Source organism: Paenibacillus sp. FSL K6-1330 (genome assembly GCF_037976825.1).
Taxonomy (GTDB): Bacteria; Bacillota; Bacilli; order Paenibacillales; family Paenibacillaceae; genus Paenibacillus_AQ.
In genome coordinates this window covers 4,129,319-4,149,068 of the sequence record NZ_CP150269.1, presented here as the reverse complement: position 1 = coordinate 4,149,068, position 19,750 = coordinate 4,129,319, and the positions used below count along the sequence as shown (strand labels likewise).

Annotated in this window: 20 protein-coding genes and 1 pseudogene; 16 read left to right on the top strand and 5 right to left on the bottom strand. The window is 45.0% G+C overall.

Annotated features, from left to right (window positions below; all coding sequences use genetic code 11):
• Positions 1 to 222: 222 nt before the first annotated feature.
• From NYE54_RS18625 to NYE54_RS18595, 7 genes and pseudogenes are all read left to right on the top strand, one after another.
• Positions 223 to 1,044 carry a DUF5643 domain-containing protein gene (locus NYE54_RS18625; protein ID WP_339265240.1) on the top strand — a complete coding sequence of 274 codons (822 nt, stop codon included), beginning with the start codon at positions 223 to 225 and terminating at the stop codon, positions 1,042 to 1,044.
• A 125-nt stretch (positions 1,045 to 1,169) separates the two neighbouring features.
• Entirely contained in the window at positions 1,170 to 1,733 is a 564-nt protein-coding gene (locus tag NYE54_RS18620) for a sigma-70 family RNA polymerase sigma factor (RefSeq protein WP_076321556.1), read from the top strand.
• Positions 1,727 to 3,259, top strand: coding sequence for a DUF4179 domain-containing protein (locus NYE54_RS18615; protein WP_339265238.1), 1,533 nt, complete (start codon positions 1,727 to 1,729; stop codon positions 3,257 to 3,259). The genes NYE54_RS18620 and NYE54_RS18615 overlap by 7 nt, the downstream gene beginning before the upstream one ends.
• A 52-nt stretch (positions 3,260 to 3,311) precedes the next feature.
• Entirely contained in the window at positions 3,312 to 4,190 is an 879-nt protein-coding gene (locus tag NYE54_RS18610) for an ADP-ribosylglycohydrolase family protein (RefSeq protein ID WP_339265236.1), read from the top strand.
• 90 nt (positions 4,191 to 4,280) lie between these two features.
• The gene (locus NYE54_RS18605) at positions 4,281 to 5,159 is read left to right on the top strand and encodes an AraC family transcriptional regulator (protein ID WP_339265234.1); all 879 of its coding nucleotides are present in this window, start codon (positions 4,281 to 4,283) and stop codon (positions 5,157 to 5,159) included.
• A 37-nt stretch (positions 5,160 to 5,196) separates the two neighbouring features.
• Positions 5,197 to 5,274, top strand: a pseudogene (locus NYE54_RS18600) (glycosyltransferase); the annotation flags it as partial.
• Positions 5,275 to 5,304: 30 nt separating this feature from the next.
• Positions 5,305 to 5,724: a DUF4181 domain-containing protein gene (locus tag NYE54_RS18595; protein WP_339273557.1), complete on the top strand. Its 420-nt coding sequence runs from the start codon at positions 5,305 to 5,307 to the stop codon at positions 5,722 to 5,724.
• A 268-nt stretch (positions 5,725 to 5,992) separates the two neighbouring features.
• Here NYE54_RS18595 and NYE54_RS18590 read toward each other — a convergent pair whose 3' ends face one another.
• Positions 5,993 to 6,736 carry an SDR family oxidoreductase gene (locus NYE54_RS18590; RefSeq protein ID WP_339265232.1) on the bottom strand — a complete coding sequence of 248 codons (744 nt, stop codon included), beginning with the start codon at positions 6,734 to 6,736 and terminating at the stop codon, positions 5,993 to 5,995.
• A gap of 181 nt (positions 6,737 to 6,917) precedes the next feature.
• On the opposite strand from NYE54_RS18590, the gene NYE54_RS18585 reads away from it, so the two are divergent.
• From NYE54_RS18585 to NYE54_RS18570, 4 genes are all read left to right on the top strand, one after another.
• Entirely contained in the window at positions 6,918 to 7,484 is a 567-nt protein-coding gene (locus NYE54_RS18585) for a sugar O-acetyltransferase (protein WP_339265230.1), read from the top strand.
• A 51-nt stretch (positions 7,485 to 7,535) separates the two neighbouring features.
• Complete coding sequence (locus NYE54_RS18580) at positions 7,536 to 7,943, top strand: MerR family transcriptional regulator (RefSeq protein ID WP_213646652.1); 408 nt, start codon at positions 7,536 to 7,538, stop codon at positions 7,941 to 7,943.
• A 61-nt stretch (positions 7,944 to 8,004) separates the two neighbouring features.
• A complete protein-coding gene (locus tag NYE54_RS18575; protein WP_339265226.1) occupies positions 8,005 to 8,985 on the top strand; it encodes an aldo/keto reductase in 981 nt (326 codons plus the stop codon).
• Positions 8,986 to 9,385: 400 nt separating this feature from the next.
• Positions 9,386 to 9,646, top strand: a complete 261-nt coding sequence (locus tag NYE54_RS18570) for an ATP-binding domain-containing protein (protein WP_339265225.1) — start codon at positions 9,386 to 9,388, stop codon at positions 9,644 to 9,646.
• A gap of 306 nt (positions 9,647 to 9,952) precedes the next feature.
• On the opposite strand, the gene NYE54_RS18565 is transcribed toward NYE54_RS18570, so the two are convergent.
• On the bottom strand, positions 9,953 to 10,876 hold the full coding sequence (locus tag NYE54_RS18565) for an LD-carboxypeptidase (protein ID WP_339265223.1): 924 nt from the start codon (positions 10,874 to 10,876) through the stop codon (positions 9,953 to 9,955).
• 195 nt (positions 10,877 to 11,071) lie between these two features.
• Positions 11,072 to 11,974 (bottom strand): LysR substrate-binding domain-containing protein, encoded by a 903-nt coding sequence (locus tag NYE54_RS18560; protein ID WP_339265221.1) that lies wholly within the window; start codon positions 11,972 to 11,974, stop codon positions 11,072 to 11,074.
• 194 nt (positions 11,975 to 12,168) lie between these two features.
• Here NYE54_RS18560 and NYE54_RS18555 point away from each other — a divergent pair, with 194 nt between their 5' ends.
• Positions 12,169 to 12,636 carry a DinB family protein gene (locus tag NYE54_RS18555; RefSeq protein WP_339265219.1) on the top strand — a complete coding sequence of 156 codons (468 nt, stop codon included), beginning with the start codon at positions 12,169 to 12,171 and terminating at the stop codon, positions 12,634 to 12,636.
• A gap of 109 nt (positions 12,637 to 12,745) precedes the next feature.
• Complete coding sequence (locus tag NYE54_RS18550) at positions 12,746 to 13,150, top strand: nuclear transport factor 2 family protein (protein ID WP_339265218.1); 405 nt, start codon at positions 12,746 to 12,748, stop codon at positions 13,148 to 13,150.
• Between the two features lie 74 nt (positions 13,151 to 13,224).
• On the opposite strand, the gene NYE54_RS18545 is transcribed toward NYE54_RS18550, so the two are convergent.
• The gene (locus NYE54_RS18545; protein ID WP_339265216.1) at positions 13,225 to 15,279 is read right to left on the bottom strand and encodes a serine hydrolase domain-containing protein; all 2,055 of its coding nucleotides are present in this window, start codon (positions 15,277 to 15,279) and stop codon (positions 13,225 to 13,227) included.
• Between the two features lie 287 nt (positions 15,280 to 15,566).
• On the opposite strand from NYE54_RS18545, the gene NYE54_RS18540 reads away from it, so the two are divergent.
• Genes NYE54_RS18540 through NYE54_RS18530 form a run of 3 tightly spaced genes read left to right on the top strand, consistent with a single transcriptional unit; the run spans position 15,567 to position 16,907 of the window.
• Positions 15,567 to 15,716 (top strand): hypothetical protein, encoded by a 150-nt coding sequence (locus NYE54_RS18540; RefSeq protein WP_339265214.1) that lies wholly within the window; start codon positions 15,567 to 15,569, stop codon positions 15,714 to 15,716.
• A 24-nt stretch (positions 15,717 to 15,740) separates the two neighbouring features.
• Positions 15,741 to 16,301, top strand: coding sequence for a pyridoxamine 5'-phosphate oxidase family protein (locus NYE54_RS18535; protein WP_215157030.1), 561 nt, complete (start codon positions 15,741 to 15,743; stop codon positions 16,299 to 16,301).
• A 12-nt stretch (positions 16,302 to 16,313) separates the two neighbouring features.
• On the top strand, positions 16,314 to 16,907 hold the full coding sequence (locus NYE54_RS18530; RefSeq protein ID WP_339265212.1) for a YdeI family protein: 594 nt from the start codon (positions 16,314 to 16,316) through the stop codon (positions 16,905 to 16,907).
• Between the two features lie 279 nt (positions 16,908 to 17,186).
• On the opposite strand, the gene NYE54_RS18525 is transcribed toward NYE54_RS18530, so the two are convergent.
• Positions 17,187 to 19,589, bottom strand: a complete 2,403-nt coding sequence (locus NYE54_RS18525; protein ID WP_339265210.1) for an S-layer homology domain-containing protein — start codon at positions 19,587 to 19,589, stop codon at positions 17,187 to 17,189.
• Positions 19,590 to 19,750: the final 161 nt, after the last annotated feature.

The following is a 19,750-nucleotide window of genomic DNA, read 5'->3' as shown; positions in this document are numbered from 1 at the left end:
CTTCATTTTCTGGTGATTAACTTTCAGCGCAAGCAGCCTATGAAGCTACGGTCAGTATGGCGTAACTTGCAATCTATCCATCGGACTAAAATGATTCCTGTCTGAACCTTCTTGTTATTTCCTTCGCCTATAGTGTAGAAACAACAATGCATCATCTTGGTCCAAATTGATAAAGGAGCCCGGATATGTGTTTTGTTTCATCAGATAAAGGAGGAAATAATCATGAAAAAAACAACCATTGTATATCTAAGTACAGCGTTATTAATCGGAGGAACTTTGTCGTCGCACGCCGTTCATGCGGCTTCCCAAGCGGAAGCAGGGCAAAGCGTAGTAAGCTCCGGATTCAAGCTGAATCCGGCTATTATAAAGGAATACGGGGGAGCCGTATTTGAACTGGAATCTTTAACAGCTACTCCGCAATTCACGGAATATGTCATTTCACGGAATGTCCCTGAAAATATGGATCCGAAAATGGACCGCAATATTATGCTTATGAACTATGTCGTCATGGACAGCAACGGATGGATTTACGACCGTATTCAGGCGGAAGACAAAATGCGCGAAAAACCGGATGGCACGTTTGACCGTTATTATAAAGAGAAACTGGGGGCATTAAAGAGCAAACCGAAGGAACTTATCATCAAGCCCTATGTAGGAGGCAATTATGATGATAAAAGTACAAAGTTAGCGCAAAAAGCCACCGTAACGGCGAAGCTATCGGATACCTATCCGGTTAAGCTGGATCAGGGCAAGATCGGAACCATGACCGTAACGGGTGTGAAATTCGAAAAGAACCGGACCGTGCTAACGTTGTCGATCGAAGGGGAGACGGCATCCATTCAAAACGTTGGAACTTGGCTCGTGGAAAATGGAAAGGCCCTGGATTTAACTCGTAAGGAATTGATCGGCTTAAAAGACGGTGTCTACCGCTACGAACTTGAATTCCCGGCGGTTGATCGAAATGCGGCCCTTCAGGTGATGACTAAGCGAATGACGCCTGTTACGTTTTTGAAAGAGTTGGAGATGAGGATTAAGCTCCAGTAAAAGCCAACCATATGCAGGAAGTAGAAACGGCCATCAGTGCCGTTTCTGTTTTTTTTTGCACAAATAATGAACCGAACCTCCATTCTGTTCGCCTTTATTGTATAGTACTTTTGGGAGTTGACAGGATGGAAAGCGAAGAACGATTGTTTGAGTTGTGCCGGAAAGGCAATAAAGATGCTTTTTTTAAGCTGGTGGAACCTCTGCTGAGCCGAGTATACAGTACGTCCGCGGCTATTTTGCGCTCCACTCATTTGGCTGAGGATGCGGTACAGAACACGCTGATCGAAGCTTATCAAGCCATTATCAAAGGGAAGAAAATAAGGAATTTCAAATCCTGGTTCAATCATTTGGCGGCCTGCCGTGCATTGGATCTGGTCAGACAAAGGTCACGCCACGCTAATGTTTCGGGAAATATCGATGAGCTGGAGCTTCCGGACGAGCATGAATCACCGCTCGAAGCCGTACTGAAAAAAGAGAGGGGATCCGAACTGCTGGAATGCGTCATGTCACTGGACATCCACCATCGGTCCGTCATTGCGCTGTATTATTACCAGGAGCTATCCATCGATGAGATCGCCGACGTTCTGGGCATCAAGGCCGGGACGGTTAAATCGCGGCTTCATGCCGCCAGACTAAAGCTGAGCCAAACGGCATCCCGACTAAAAATGGAGCAGGTGATCGAATGTTAAACCAGGATGAACGGCAGCTGAAGAAAAATATACAGCAATCGTTAGATGAAATTCCGCTTCCTGATTCTTTAATTCAATTTGCCAAGGAGGTACCGCTTTGTTATCAGCAGCCGGAGGAGGACATGGTGGTGACGAAGCCCCGGCAGCGAAGCGGCAGAAGAAGGTATACAATAGCTGCAGCCTGCATGGTATTGGCCTTATCTCTGGGTTTCACCGTGCAGAAGTCTCCGGCTCTTGCCGCTATGGTCAAAGGGATTCCCGGCTTCTCCATCGTTTCGGATTGGCTGGACACGCTGCGCGGTCATGATGGCGTTGAGAACGCCCAATCCCATGGCTACAGTCCGTTTGAACCTGTCGTGAAACAGTTTGATGGGGTGACAGTCAGCATCAGCGATGTATATTTGACGAGCGATAGGCTGTCATATAAAGTGTTCATTAAATCCGACCGTTTGAAACAACATGTCTTTAAAAGACAGGACGGCAGTTTAGATCTTAACAGGGAAGCACCGATCTATTCCGTAAATATTCCTGAAATTGCTGATGGAGGCAGCAGCGCTAGCGTTGTGATCGAATCGAGCGGTGATGCAAAGGAGCCGATACTGGTCATCAGCCGGATTGGTGAAGTAAATCCAGAGGATGTCAACATGTTTTTAAACCAAAACCCTAAAGAATTGCAATTTGAAATCGGTATTCGACCCTACGTTGATGAAGACGGTAAACAAACAACAGATACACTCAAGATGAGTGTTCCTTTTCATCATACGGACTGGTTGGAGGATCGCATCATACCGATTCATCAGACCGTCAAGGTGGCGGGGGATCCGGATTTGCGGGAAATGACGCTGGAGCATATAAAAATTACACCGACCAATACCTATCTCGATATCAAAATCGCGGATGAAGCGAATTACTATCTGTTATTCGGCCATTCTGGCGCCGCCCCATTTGTAACGGATGATAAGGGGAAGAAATACCAATTGCATACGGACACCCCGCAAAACATGGTGGATGTTCCTGGTGGGAAACGGATGAACGGCAACAAGCTTATGTTTACCGGCTCCCCTTACTTCGATGAGTCGGTGAATTCTCTTACGCTGCACTTGGATCAAGTGCTACTGACAGAAAAGAGCCCGGGCGGATCGTTTACCCTTTCGCTAGACGAAACGTATCCAAAGAAAGTCCGCTTTAAAGACCAGGAGTTAACGATAATCGGGGCGAGTTACAAGAACGACTATTTGCGGTTGAAAATTAAAAAGGAAAGTAACGATCATAACAAGCGTTTGGGTATTTTGTTTGCAATGTACCCTGAAGCCAAAGGGAGTTTAAATCCCGAATTACAGGAGCGTTTCGATAAAGGCATCGGGATAGATTCAGGGGAAGCACGAGTGAGAAGCGAACAGGACGATTACTATGAAGTACGAGTTTTCGCTCCCAAGCTGGAAACCTATGAAATTGTAATGTACCGGGAAGCTGCCCCGGTCCGGATAAACCAAGACATTACAATTCCTATCCGTTCACTACGATGACCGTGAAGAAGCACTACTTGATTCCTTTCTGACATGAATATGAGGTGGTTGCATGGATAACAAATTATATGATCGCATCAAGGGCGGCCTGTACGGAGTGGCTGTAGGCGACGCTCTTGGTGGAACGACGGAGTTTATGAGCGAGCGAGAGATTAAGGAGAAGCACGGTTATTTGACGGAGATTATCGGCGGCGGGGTGTGGCAGTTGGAACCAGGGGAAGTGACCGATGATACGATGATGACGCTTTGCGTGGCAGAAGGGATACTGGAAAACCCTGATGAGCCGCTGGAGGCGATCGGGCGTTTCTTTATGGAATGGTACCAATCACGGCCCAAAGACATAGGGAATATCATCCGTCATGTTTTTCAAAAATACGAGGGAGACTGGTTTGAAGCGGCCTTTGTTGCGCACATGGATATAGGGCAAAGCGGTGGGAATGGATCCCTCATGCGCTGCCTGCCGGCGGCTCTTGCCTATAAGGACCTAGTGGATATTGACCGAGTGGCAATCTTGCAGTCACGGATGACGCATTATGATCCAAGGTGCGCCGAAGTCTGCGTCATGTACAACCGAATGGCGCAACGCCTTCTACAGGGCGAAAATTTAAGAGCAGCCATCATGGCCGAGGTGGTGGGAAGCGAATACGAAGGCATCATTGAAGCACAGCCGGATTGCCCGGCAAGCGGTTTTGTGGTGCATACCTTCCGGTGGGTACTACATATTTTGCTCCATACATCAGATTTTGCAGGAGTCGTACAGAAGGCGGCAAATCTAGGAGAAGATTCCGACACCATCGGCGCCATCGCGGGTGGGATGGCAGGTATCTACTACGGATATGATGGGATTCCTGCCCGATATGTGGAAGCGATCCTCATCCAAGAGAGACTCGATCGGATAATTTCGCAGCTGTATGCACTGAAAACTTCATAGAGTTGTTTGTCACCCTGCAGAAATTGAACAGGATCTGCCGGATGTCTAATATCATTCCCTGCTATTCTAAGGATGAAGGGAGGTCGTTGGATGAATGTGCTCGAAAATTTAAATGAAGCATTAGACTACATCGATCAGAATCTCGAGAATGAGATTGATGAACAAGAGATAGCTAAACGTGCTTACTGTTCGGTTTTTCATTTCAAAAGAATGTTCTCATACCTGGCAGGTATTCCTCTTCAAGAATATATTCGCCGCAGACGTCTTACGCTCGCAGCATTTGATTTGCAGGACAGAACAGTCAAAGTGATCGATATTGCCATTAAGTACGGTTACAATTCTCCAGACGCATTTACTCGCGCTTTTCAAGGATTACATGGAATTACACCAACAGAGGCAAGAAATACCAGCCATTCACTACAAGCTTTTCCTCCAATGACCTTCCGATTATCAATAGGAGGTAGTGAGCCCATGAGGTTTAGAATTGAGCAAAAGGACGCATTTCAAGTGGTTGGGATAAGTAATAGAGTTACACCAGTAGATTCTGGAGAACATCCTGGTGTGGCACAGGTCTGGGGATCAACAGACAAGGAAACGTACAACTTATTGAAAGCACTTAACAATTTAGAACCATATGGAATTTTGCATGTGAATGTTGGAGATGCAATACGACTGAAGCAAGATTTTGATTATTACATGGGAGTTGCTTCAACAGAACCCTGTCCAGAATACTTCTCTAAATTATCTGTACCAGCTATGACATGGGTCGTATTTGAAGTTATGGTCCCGTGGGGGAAGGAGAAATGGCACCGTATTTATGGAGAATGGTTTCCTTCCTCAGGGTATGAGCAAGTTGAAGGGCCAGTGATACAAGTAGGTCCTGATATCGAAGTAGGTATAGAAAAACAGGTGTTTACAGAAGAAAAAAAAGTCGAGTTATGGGTTCCTGTAATTAAAGTAGTCCGGTAGAAAAACACTCCATTACGAGTGTTTTTTCTTGTTAATTGAGTTTAAAACGCTGCAAGATATGCTGTATACGCACCTTCAGTTGATTACGGAAATCGTCTTTTGTTTACGTATTGATTCAAATAAGAAAATAGTGTATTTTAAAGGAATGATAAACCTCCATTACCAGATAAGTGTAATTTTTTTGGGAAAGGGGGACTTTAGAATGTTCCTACTCAGTATCATTTTGTATGCGATCGTCGTTTCGTCCGGGTACTTATGGATCAAAAAAAAGCTGAAGGTATCCTACGATTCAGATGGGTTGCTGTATAAGCATATTAATCGATTTCATCTAATTGGGGAGTCCATCATTGTAGTTGTTTTTCTAATCGGCCTTTTCTACATGAGGTTTGTTATGGAATGGAGATTATCGGCTTATCAGGACGTTATTCTTGTAATAGCTATTCTACATGCATTCCGATCCGTTGTTGAAAGACGCCTCAATAAGGATTCCAAACAATACCTCCTCAGTGCTTATACAAGTGTTAGCGGCTTTCTCTTTTTCCTTGGTGTCGAGCTATTTGTGTGACAACACAAGAACACGGAAATTCTATAGGAAACTTTTTTATCTAAAACAAACCATTAAGAGCCGTTTAAGCTTTCCATAGTCACTCGAAAGGGTTGCTTTCTCTGACTTGGGCAGAGCCCGCTGCACCTTCGAATTGGACAGAGCTTGTAAAATGAGAGAGAGGTTGCCTGAGGTCACATTTTGTGACTTGAAGGACAATCTCTTTCTTGATAATGATATTAATTTCCATGGTTGCTAATAAAACCACTCGCTGAATCATGAGATGTATTTAAATAGGCTGCTTTGTTGGACGAATAACCATTTCGCTTATGGATACGCTATTTGGTGTTCCTACTACATAAGCAACCGCATCTGCAATATCTTCGGATTTCATGCTGAGCTCAGGGTTAGCAGAATTTTGTTGTACCCACTTTCGATTCTCTTCATGATGAATGGACGTATATAGTTCTGTATCAACTGCCCCAGGAGAAATAACGATGGATTGAATATTGTTTTCTCTTTCTTCTTGACGCAGTCCCTCCATAATTGCTCTTACAGCAAATTTCGTACCACAATAAACAGCCGAATCTGGATAAACAACATGACCAGCAACCGAAGATGTTGTAATAATTTTTCCGGAATGCTGCTTTTGCATGATTGGTAAAACGGCTGAGATTCCATTCAAAACGCCCATAATATTTACGTCCAACATGGCTTTCCACTCTTGTTTTCTGCTCTCAGCGAGCGGAGCTGTGGGCATAATACCAGCGTTGTTAAAGATAGCATCAATTCGTCCATATTCCTTCATTGCCAAATTGATAACTTTTTGCACTTCTTCATCATTTGTTACATCCGCGGTTTGATACGCCATGCTTGCATCGGGCATGGAAGCTTTAAGCTTCTTCAAACGATCTTCACGGCGAGCTGAAATGACTAATCTGGCTCCTTGCTCTGCTAATTTACGTGCTGTCGCTTCACCTATTCCGCTGGATGCTCCCATAATAATAACAACTTGGTCTTTTACATTTGACATAAAATGTTCCCCTTTTCCAACATATTTACCTCGTAAGGTGTTATAAGGCTATCACTTTGAGCAGACTTTAAGTCAAGCTGTATTCTGATTGAATTTTTTGTTTGACTTAGAGTTAACTCTAGGTGTTACGGTAAAGAGGAATTTCTCATTAAACATAAAAAATTCCGAGGGAGCGTATAGGATGAACCAGGACATTTTTGCAAGAGATCGCGCAGGTGAGGTCATTTCACTTCGTGACCCTGAATTTCATAAAATGGCAGATGCTATCGAACGTGCACAGAAGCTAATTGCAGAGTTAAATACGGGTTATCACAACAAAAATAAAGTTAGAGAACTTTTTAGCCAGTTAACGGGGAGTAAAGTGGATGATACATTTGAATTGCTTCCTCCGTTTTACACGGATTACGGTCAAAGTATTAGAGTAGGGAAGAAGGTTTTCATTAATCAAGGATGTACATTCATGGATCGGGGAGGTATCACGATTGAAGATAACGTGTTAATTGGTCCTAAAGTAAACCTTGTGACTATCAATCACCCGATATCTCCAGCTCAAAGAAGATCAACCTTTTCAAAACAAATTGTTATAAAAAAGGGGGCGTGGATAGGGATTGCAGCAACCATCATGCCTGGTGTAACGGTGGGCGAAAATTCAATTGTTTCGGCCGGGGCTGTGGTTACAAAAGATGTTCCTGATCATACAATCGTTGCAGGCGTACCCGCAAAGATCATTAAAACCATTGAAGAATAGAGGTTTCATTCGAGGAGATACTTTCAAGGGTAAAATGAAAGGGATGGACATATGTCTTATCGAATAGGAGAAATGGCTCGCATATTAGGAACTAGTGAGCATACACTTCGTTACTATGAAAAAATGGGATTAGTAGTGCCCAAGAGAGATTCTAACAAGATCCGTTTCTATACAGACGAAGATGGGAACTGGCTCAAATTCATTCTACACATGAAGCAAACAGGGATGTCGTTAGAAGATCTTAAAAAATACATCGATCTTTTGGAGAAAGGACAAGAAGGATTAGACGAATTATTGCAAATATTATATAACCATCAAGAGGAAGTCAGAGCTAAATTAAATATATATCAAGAGAATCTTAAATTGTTAGAGAAGAAAATTCAATTCTACGAGGAAAGTCGCAAATTGGGAAAAAACAAAAATCTTTTCAATAAATTTGTGGAAGACGCAGAATGCTGATTGTCACTCGTGACCTGGAGATAACTCCAGGGGGTAGACTTAAATTTAAGGAGGGATGTTCATGGAATATGTGAAACTAGGGAATACCGGACTCGACGTATCCCGCATCTGTCTTGGATGTATGGGATTTGGCGTAGCAGAGCGGTGGGTGCATCAATGGGTGCTTAACGAGGAGAACAGTCGTCCCATTATAAAAAAGGCATTGGAGCTCGGCATCAACTTTTTCGATACGGCGAATGTGTACTCAGACGGTACAAGTGAGGAGATTGTGGGCCGCGCATTGAAGGATTATGCAAATCGGGATCAAATCGTCCTCGCTACGAAAGTTCATTTCCGTATGCACGAAGGACCGAACGGCATGGGGCTGTCCCGGAAAGCGATCATTAGTGAAATCGACAAAAGCCTCAAACGCTTGGGTACCGACTATGTCGATCTGTACCAGATCCATCGATGGGACTATGATACGCCTATCGAAGAAACGATGGAGGCTCTACATGATGTGGTGAAAGCCGGAAAGGTCCGCTATATCGGAGCTTCAGCCATGAATGCGTGGCAGTTTCTAAAAGCGCAGCATGTCGCCGAGATGAATGGCTGGACGCGGTTCGTTTCGATGCAGAACCATTACAATCTCATTTACCGCGAGGAAGAGCGCGAAATGTTGCCGCTGTGCAAATCTGAAAAAATCGGCGTGATCCCCTACAGCCCTCTAGCATCGGGACGATTGACACGCGATTGGTCAGAATCGACGCATCGCTCCGAAACCGACATGGTTCAAAAATCCAAGTATGATGCCACTGCCGATGCCGATCGGGTGATTGTGGAACGGGTTGCACAGATTGCGGTAGAGCGAGCCATTCCACGTGTACAGGTTGCCCTTGCCTGGTTGCTGCAAAAGCAACCGATTACAGCTCCCATCGTCGGTGCGACCAGAATATCGCATCTCGAAGACGCTGCAGCTGCTCTTTCGGTCAATCTTACACTGGAGGAGATTGCCTCCCTTGAAGAGCCGTATGTACCTCACCGGGTTGTGGGCGCGTTATAATCTGAGCTTGTTAGGAAAAGGTATCGATAGAGGAGAGCAGCGGACAAACATTGATAAAACCGGGTTGCGGGACCTCTACCTACAACTCGGTTTTTTCTATTTTATATAGGGAGGGGGCGAGCGAGTTCGATTTTACGGGAAAATAAAAAAAATTGGCAGATACGCCAAGAATATAAAAAATCAATTGAACGCAAAAAAAAACGGAAATCGTCCCTTTTGAAAGGAGCGGACCGAAACCTCTTCTTATGAAGGTGGAGGGCGGAGAGATGCGTGACGAACGTATACTGAAAGACATCGAGGCACTTAAAGTCGAAGGCCTGACTCTATTGCCGTCATTACGAAGACTGCGGCTGAAAGCCGCGCAGCCTTTGAGTCGTTACAGGTGCAAGGAAGGGAAGAGTTGCAGCTCATTACAAAGGAGACGGTTACCTTTGAAAAAGGAGCGATGGTCATTCCATTATATCTCGCCAAGGGTGTTGAGTTTGATGCGGTTCTGATTTATGAGGCATCATCTCGAGCTTACAGCCGGGAAAACGATCGCAAACTTCTATATACAGTATGTACACGTGCCATGCACCGGCTTCATGTATATGCAACGGGCGACTGGTCGCCGTTCGTGCAGGCATTGCCTGTTGATTTGTATGAGCAAGCAGCATATTGATGGATTGGGGATGACTCTCTTCGAGATTGCTGCTCAAGTTTCAGCTAATTTTCGAAAACAGATCAATTTGTTCCTCGACCATCCATAGACAGCTCGAGTGAGAAGAAAGCAAGATCATGTAAGCTCCTACGCAAACATAGGCCCCGACCGCTCATATGTAAACAGCCCTGGCCGTTCGTCGGCCAAGGCTGTTTTTTGCTGCTTGTTCGTCTGAGCCGTACACATTACGGGCAGAGGACTTTCTTTGCAGACTCCGCGCTGCGAGGTTTGTCGCTAGACATGACACAGCTCATCGTCTTTCCGATGTCAAACGCTGACGGTAGGTTCAACTATAGTTATTCTACTATGGACTGAATCGAGATTAACGGTTGCGCCAATCGGCAAAGCGGCTTTATAAACACCATGACCTGTAGCAAGGTTCGTTATAAGCGGCTTACCGAGAGGTACAACAAATTCGTTGATTACATCTTCATAGGATTTGCCATAAGCCGCCTGGCAACCTGAGCATTCTCCCATAATAATGCCGATGCAATCACGAAATTTACCGGCAAGCTTCAAATCATTCAAGTACCTGTAGACGGTATTGGTGGGTTCATGTGTTTCTTCAAGAACGAGAATCTTACCCCGTGTATCGATTTCGAAAGGCGTGCCTAACGTATCGACAAACGATGTCAGATTACCACCTACAAGCTGCCCCGTAACGTTGCCCGGAACATGGCTTATCAGCGGCATCTCCGGCGGATTCAAGATGGACCGGGTTAATGAATACACGGATGTCGCAGAAAAAAACTGATCGAAATTATAAGCGGGCGTTTCGGGTTTGAAGTCAATAAGCAGCAGACTATGGAATGTTATTAGATCCACGTATTGATGCAGTACATTTAATAGTACCGTGATGTCGCTGTAACCTGTAACGATTTTTGGATGATTTCGTATCTCATTATAATCAAGGTACGGAAGAATTCCGGCCACTCCTGTACCACCTCTTGTGGGCAGTATCATTTTGACCTGCTCATCTCGAAACATCATCATTAAATCGGAAGCCCGCTGCTCGTCTGTGCCAGCAAGAAATCCATTCTGCGCATATACATATTGACCCAAAACAACATTAAGCCCCATTGCTCTCAAATATTCGATTCGTGCATTAATGATGTTTGCAGCGAGCGGGCTACCTAAGGTAACGATTCCAACGGTATCGCCGCTCTGCAAGATAGGCGGACGTATCGGCATATCCATTTCTTCCTTCCCTGAAAATAGAAGAAGCCATCGTGATCGTGTCTTTAGAATATATTGACTAAATTTGCAGTGCAGTACTAAAAAAGATTTTGAATGAACGTATTCTGTGTTGAGATAGAAGAAGTGGGGCAGACTTTGCCGGCTCGTTTCTCTTGCTATATCGCCGAAGGATCAGAAAAGTGCTGCCTTCTATGAAGACTTCGAATGTTGGATAGCTGTCTCGATGTAGGCTCTCAAAGTTTTGATAAACGTACGCATGGCGTATCCGACATACCTGTCGCTACGGTAGATCAGACAAATGTCCTGAGATGGCGTAGGGTTCCTCAGGTGCACAACCTTGATGTCGGGATTGTGAAGATTCTCCAATAGAAGTCGCGGCAGAACACAAGCGCCAACTCCGCTCTGTACCATCTGAAGGAGGGAAGATAACGTTGTTGTCACCATGTGCGGCTGCAGAGTAAACCCGTTGTCCATGCAAAATCGGTCGATCAGCTTCCGGCATTGGTGGTCGGCTGGAAACATGACCATTTTTAAGGCTTGTAACCTCTTCAAGGGGATGAAGTTCTCCGTGGCAATGGGATCATTCATATTTACTGCTAATGAGAACTCTTCATGAAACAGAGGAATTGACGTGAGACGATCATCGATAACAGGTCCAATGGTTACGCCGACATCGATGCTTCGGTCCAGAGCTTGTTCTGTTACTTTTGTGGTTTCCAAAAGGGACAGGGAGATAGTGGGATAGGTTTGATGGAAGTTCAGTAGCAAGGCATTAAACATGAGATCCGCGTCACCCGGCAAGACCCCGATGGAAAGAGATCCGCCTTGCATTTGCTTCAGATCAGCAATGGCGTCGCCCGCTTGCTGCAGATGCCTGAACACGGCAGCACCATGTTCACGAAGAATTGCTCCAGCGTCTGTAAGAACAATTGTTTTACCCACACGATCGAACAACAGAACCCCTAATTCTTCTTCCAATCTTCTTATCTGCTGACTGATATTGGGTGCACTGACACCCATTTTTTCGGCTGCTCTCGTGAAATGAAGCTCTTCACATATGGCCATGAAATATTGCAGTTGTTTTAACTCCATCGATTTTCACCTGCTTTCTATTGTATCGCTGGATCGTGTTCACTGATTATTGTTGCTCCATCTTGTTTTTCTGTCAACGAATAATCGTTAATTGATACTTAACGTTCCGGTAACGCCCACTGCATTGATGGAAGGTTCTATGAGATCTAAACTGGGAATAGCAAAAGGTTCTCATAACAAAGGAGGAAATTAACATGTCTGACATGGTTATCAACACGGCAACAACCGTACGTCAATTGGTGCTGCAGCAGGTGCAGGCGATCCCTGAGGAACTGTTCGACATTCAAGGGCTAGGATTCAACAATACAATCCGTTGGAATGTCGGCCATGTGATTTATTGGATGGATAAGTATTCTACGCTAAGCTTCGGCTCTCCGGCTGCTATACCGGGTTCGTACGAAACGCTGTTTAACTCTGGAACAAAGCCCTTGGACTGGACGTTTACTCCTCCATCGAAGGAAGAGTTGGTCGAGTTGTTAACCGCGCAGCTTTCTCGCTTATCTGAGTTGACACCTGAAATGCTGGGGGAGAAGCTTTCGAATCCGTATGCTTTGGGCCCGTTCCAATTCAACACCGCCGGCGAGTTGTTCAACTTCGCTCTGATTCACGAAGCCATTCACCTTGGAACGATATCGAGCCAGCTAAAGGTTGTGTCGCACTAACCAATGTTAAACAAGATTCCTTTTACATGGCGTCTCACCAATCAAAACGACTCAATGTAAACTCAATATTTAGAGAGTACAATAAACCTTTAATAAGGAGGATTTGTTCATGGAGAAATCTCTAGACTCAGTCCAATCCCGAACTTGTGAAGTGTTTGATGCTTTTAAGCAGGCTTTAGAAACAGGGGACACAGCCGATTTTCTTACAACGGTTACGGAAGATTTCCATTTCTTCGTTCCGCTTCCGTTAGAGGGATGGAACCACGAACAGCAAGGCAAAGAGCGGTTCGAGGAATTGATCAGGTTCGAGCGCTCCGTATTTCAGATGCAACTGACTCCGCTCATCGAGCTTGAGAGTGAGGACAACGGGGTGGTGGTATTTCGCTCGGAAGGTTTGTTAAATGGGCGGCCTTTTCGTAATGAGCTTGCAATCGTCTTCGAGTTCGAGGGAGAGCGGATTCGCTCCTTCCGGGAATACGTAGGTATGCCGTTAAAAAACTACGAGACCCCATAATCGATATAAACACTGCCGTGCATATTGGGAAGCCGGGTCCATTCGGCTCAAGGCTTCCCAATACAAGTTCTAGCCTACTTAGCCTTCAGATTAATTTGAAATACATCTCCCGCCTTACCACCAAAAACGATCATCCCGCTTTCAGGCAGTACAACCGAGTGATTGTTGCTTGCCTTTGAAAAGTTCACAACATTTCCCTTTCCGTCATAAACGGCAAATCCTCCACTTGAAGGGGCCTCCACAGTCATGGCTCGATTGGCTGATTTTTCATCAATCTTATACCAAACAGCCTGACCATTGAATGGTATGCTGCTGATCGAGGAGTTCCCTGCATATATGGGTTGAATCGCATCTTCACTGATATAGGATTGACTATTGACCATTACATACTCCGTACGGTTCAATGTATAGAACTTCAAATCTAATACATCCCTTCCATACATGATAGGAATTTCAACTGCGTTTACGGCTTGATTCTCATCCACAATCTTAGTGCCGTTTGCGTACCCATGTTCCACATCAACGGATATTTTCTTATTTAGGACCTGTGGTGCTAGATAAAATCCAGAAGTTATCTTTTCATCCAATGCATAATAACTTTTTCCGTTTCTATGCTCCCATACCTTTTTAGTTGTATCATTTAGAGGATTGGGATCCAGCTTTTGATATTCATACATTACCGCAACGGTTTGACCTAATCCCGGAAGATTCGTATACGCGTTAACCTTTAAATAGGTTTTTCCATTCTTTTGTTGGTCAAAACTAATGGCTACATTTCCATCCTTGTTTTTAAATTGTCCATTGCCCGTGTATACATATTTTTGTGGTGGTATCTCTCCCCCTGATAGAGCAGGTAAATCAATCTCTCCGTTCTTAATTCCAATATTTATTGTCGTGCCCACTGAACCGTATACTCCAGAATAAGAGAGATATTCCGATGGCATTTCTACTTTCAAGGAAGACTCAAATCTTTTTTCGGGTAGAATATTTTTAATAATGCCTTTATCTTTTAAATATTCTAATAAAACGTTAGATGCAAACACATTATTGAAAATTGAGTTCCCTCCCGATGAAAGCACAGCTATAGAAATATCATGATCGGGTAGGGTAGTCAAAGCTGCGTGATACATAACAGTATCCCCACCTTTGGATAATGCCGTTATTCCGTAATCACTAAAAGGTGCTAAACGAACGGCATCCCAACCAAGACCATAATTCACGGTGTTAGTCTCTTCAGAAACCCAGATTCCATTTCGATACTCATGGTTCTGCATAGACTTTGCTGACTTCTCGGATAAAATATCCGTTCGATTCCCGATTAATACTTCAGCGAACTTACTTACTTCTTCCGCCGTGGAGTATAGGCCTCCTGTCCCAAGGATATTGGCATTCTCAACGGGTAAAGCCTGATTCATTCCAGGAAAATAAGTTTTTGCCAGCCGTTCTCTATCAAATGAATCGAGTGGCGTTTTAGTAGAGTCTAAATTCAGCGGGGTGCTAATATATTGTTCAATGAATTCGGTATAACTCAAACCGCTTACTCGTTCAACCAATAATTCAAGCAGTTGAAAGCCATCATTACAATATACTGAATATTCGCCTGGGTCTGACTTTAAAACTTCTGATTGTAATTTTACCAATAATTCATCATGATTTTTCGTATCATTATCATCAAAAAATATACTATTCGCATAGTGACTACCGTAAAGCCCTGAAGAATGATTCATTAACATCCGTGGTGTAATCTTTTTATATCGTTCATCCGCCATTTTAAATTCCTTGATATACTTGATCAGTGGTTTATCAATATCAATTTGATTCGAATCAGCTAACATCATCGTTGCAGCAGATACATGCATTTTACTGACTGAGCCTATTCCAAACATGGTGTCTTTGTTTATCGGTTCCTTGGTAGCTTTATCATATACACCAGCGCTATCGGATAACACAATGGATCCATGATCCATAATCGCATACTGCAAGCCACTTACATCATAATTGGACACCATCTCCGAAGCCAGTGCTTGAGCCTTTTGCTTAACAGTATCATGATTCGCTTGAGCAAAAGTAGGTGTAACCGGTAATGCAAAAAGCATAGCGGTGATTAACACAGAAGCTATCTTCTTCATTAATAATTCCTCCTAAAATAAATTCGGTATTTACTACCTCACGTTAGCTTAATAGATGGGAGTAAAAATGAAGTAAAGTCAAAGTAAAAAGGAAGCAGGACGCAAGATTCGTTAGAGATATGGGTTAGATATCGATGTATAAATAAGCGGGGGAGGGGAAATTCAGTTGTAAAATGTAAGGGCATGTTGTTGGTCGATAACGAACAAGGCATTACTATAATCGAGGCAGAGCGCATCCGTAACAGTTGTGAAGAGTTAGTCGCCTTATTCATAACCGGAGTGTATGTATGCGTGATAAGAATATATTATACTTATGTGGCGGCTTCGAATACAATGAACGTATAGCCAAGAGCGAGATCACGACCGGAGCCAGCGATCCGTCCGAACGCCTCAGAGCGCTCGACCTGGGTCGGTGTTCACGCGTGAATCGAACCTAATACAAGTTCATCGGAGGGGATACGATGGGAAAACAGTTTCCGGCCATGCTCCCCGAGCATATGGCCTTTATCCGAAAGCAGCACCTGTTTTTTGTCGGCACGGCTCCCATGTCGCGGGATGGGCACGTCAACCTGTCGCCGAAGGGATACGACACGTTCCGGATTTTGTCCGATCGTAAGGTCGCATATTTGGATTTGACCGGGAGCGGCAATGAGACCAGTGCCCATCTCGAAGAGAACGGTCGTATCACAATGATGTTCTGCGCATTCCAGGGACCTCCGAATATTCTGCGCCTGTACGGAACCGGAACGGTAATTCTTCCGGAACACACCGAGTGGGAGTTGTTATACGGAATGTTCGAGCCGATGCCTGGAGTCCGGCAGATCATTACAGTCGATATACATAAAGTCCAGACGTCCTGCGGTTATGCGGTACCATTCATGTCGTACGAAAAGGAGAGAGAAACACTCCAACGGTGGGCGGAGCACAAAGGTGAAGAAGGCTTGAACAGTTACTGGCAAGAAAAGAATTTGAGCAGCCTCGACCAATTGCCGACATCTCTAGCGAAACGAACAAGGACATAAAGGGGGTAGCTTATGACAAACGGTGAAAGGAATTCCAAGATTGATCCCTATTTTAACAAGCTTAAGAAGTGGAAGGAAGAATTCAATCTGCTGAGAGAAATCGTTCTTGACTGCGGACTGACCGAGGATTTTAAGTGGATGCATCCTTGTTACACGTTAGATAACAAAAACATTGTTTTGATTCATGGCTTTAAGGATTACTGTGCGCTTCTGTTTCACAAAGGCGCGTTGTTAAAAGATCCCCATGGAATCCTAATCCAGCAAACGGCGAATGTTCAGGCAGCGCGTCAGATTCGGTTCACCAATGTTCAAGAGATCGATGAAATGCAACTTATCCTGAAAACATATATTGTTGAAGCCATCGAAGTTGAGAAAGCCGGTTTGCAAGTGAGCTTTAAAAAGAATACGGAATATATCATACCGGAAGAATTAGAAAGTAAATTCGTTGAAATTCAAGGCTTAAAAACGGCTTTTGAAGCATTAACGCCGGGACGGCAAAGAGCCTACATTTTGCATTTTTCTGCACCCAAGCAATCCAAAACGCGAGAGTCCAGGGTTGAAAAATATATCCCGCATATCTTGAATGGAAAGGGATTAAATGATTGATCGACAACACACGAGCAACAGCCTGGAGTATTTGACTCAGTTCTGCCCCACATACAAAGGTGCTGCCTGTTATATAGTAAATTAATACATATTCATCTAAAGGGTCCGCACAGATAATAAATCCCACTGATCAAATTAAGAATCAGTGGGATTTTGTATGTTGGAAGGGAATTCAACTCTTTTTACACAACAAATCCATCTAACTTTGCGAGAGTGAGGATATACGAGTAGCAATGAACAACGTGGGTACTTCCTTGAAAAATCCGGGCTTCCATCTGTTTATGGTGTTTCCGGCGCGTCAATGATATGAATCTCCGGCTGCCAATTCATAGCGAAATCACTCATGCCGTTAATCATGATTTTGAACTTTCCACCTGGAAGCTGGGTGGCCAGCTTGGAAATGCCCATAGGGGTAAGCTGGAGCGTGACGGCGCGTTTATCCAGTGTGATTTCTAAATTGAAGTCTTCTCCGTCCACTAACGGGAAGATATCGATGGAATTTTGGCTGAAATCGCCGTTACCGGAATAATCCACTTGTGCTCTTAGTTGAATGGTCTGAGGATAAGAGTATACCGGTTCACTGGATTGGAATAAGAAGAGTCCTTGAGCGCTGTCGTAAGTAACTTCTGTAACCGTTGGAGGCTCGGAATCAAATCGGATGGGCAATTCGACTTTGTCGATTTCTGCATCCTTCTCGAAAACTTTAAAGATCAGGGAGACCGGGCGGTCTTGATCGACATTCGGAACAGGTGCTACATGGATGCCATGATCACGGGCGGTTAACTGGATGAGCGATGGATCCGAAGTCTCGATCTCGATATGTCCTATCGTTTGGCCTTCTGATTGAATCTCGTACCTATTAGTGACAGAGTCATAACGAATGTCCAATTCTATGAAAGCATCGCCTCTCGTTACCTCGATAAGGTTTCTAATATTCCTTATATCATATCGATCTTCGTCTAGCGAGGAGTCCGTAATTTGGGCTGACATGCCATTCACGCGCAACATGTTGCTATTTAATACAAACGATGCATTTTCCTCGGCAAGAGAGACCCTTAGGGACTCTATTCGGCTGTTTTTGAAGGCTTTCATTTGTTGGATCAGATCGTTATAACCGATTGCCAAACTTGCAGCAGGCGAATTCGGGTTGTCTGTGATGGAGTAGGCGTTCAAGATCGCCTGGTTTAATTGCTCAAACGCGAACGACGGGTAAGTGCCGGCTGTGTTCCCTGGAATTGAGGTGTCGCGCAGCGCCTCGGCTTCGGTGATCAGCGCTTCAAACAATTCCCTTACGTTGTCCGGCAAATACTGAACCATGATCGGCCCGAATGCAGGTGAGATCGTTCCTGTTGCACTGCGGATCGCGGTGGCGGCTGAAGACGGATCATATACGACCTCCACCGGCCTTGCCATCGGCAGTGATTCCGCTAGGGCAACAACAACGGTTCGGCCCGTAATGTTAATATGTTCAACCTCTTTCGGTAATTGTACCTCACCATCCTTGGTATATACCGATAATTCATGGGCAGTTGGAACGAAGAGGGGGTTAAGGGTCTCATTGTATGTGATGACGAGCGTCCGTGCATCGGAAAAATGCAAGGCCGGCTGTTCCAACTGCAGCGCTGAAAGCGTAATTTTGCCGGTTGGCGCGGACACATTGCCTGCAGCGTCGACCGCATACGCTTTGTAGTCGCCCGCTGACAGATTCGCCGTTGCAATGAGTGTTTCCGCTTGAGCCGCTGCAACGACGGATTTACTGGCAAGCTTTTCGGCGACAGAGGTTTCAAGCTGCGCTTTCGTGTTGGTGTTTAGGGAATAGGGGACTAAGTAAACGAAACCGGTTTCATTGCTAGTGACCGCCACGTTCTCCCCTATGAGAACGGAGGAGGCAGACAAAAGCCTTACAATCGGAGCAGCGCTATCTGGCGAGCTTGGGTTGCCCGGATTCGGATAGCTTGGCACGGTTGATCCGCCGCTGCTGCCTCCGGTAGACGGCGTTGGATTCTGCGTCGGCTTCTCAGCAGGAGGAGGTGTTACCTCGTCGGGTTTGGGCGTCTGGACTGGCTGTTCTGACGGGGTATCTAGCTGCTCTTTCACTTTCAGGAATCGATTGGCGACTAAGGCGACCGATTGCCTGTCCGCTTGACCGACTGGGTTGAACTCCTTTCCATTCATGCCGTTCATAAGCCCAAGCTCAATGGCGGCTGCAACGGCATCCTTGGCATAGTAGGAGATGCTCGCCGCATCGGAGAGTTTCAGCTGGCTGCCCATGCCCTCAACCTCAACGCCCAATGCTCGAACAAACAACACCGCCATGTCTTGTCGAGTTAGGTTCTGTCCCATGCCAAACTCCCCATTGCCCTGGCCTTTGATTAAGCCGGCTTTAACCGCAGCCTCTACGAATGAGTAGGAGTAGTGGTCCTGCGGGACGTCGCTGAACGTTGAATCCGCCGGCTTCGGCGACACATCAAGGTTTAATGCCTTCGCCAAGATAATGGCAAAGTCCTGGCGCTCGATTTTGCCGGTCGGATCGAACTTGCCGTTGCCCTTTCCATTGATAATGCCCTGTTCCACTAATTCCAGAATCGCATCCTTGGCATAGGATTGATTGATATCGCTCAGCGAAATGGAATTCGCGTGGACGGGATACGCGCATGCGCTCAGCAGCGCGGCTGTGGTCATTGCTTTGACGATGAGTTTGCGTTTCAGATAAAATCCCCCTCATGAAATGGCAGAATCAATGCCGGATTATGGAATCCTTAACGGATTCGTGATCTTATCATATATGCCGAGGTTCACGGCTTGCAATCAATTTTTTAGGAAATAGGTCTATACTTGCACTG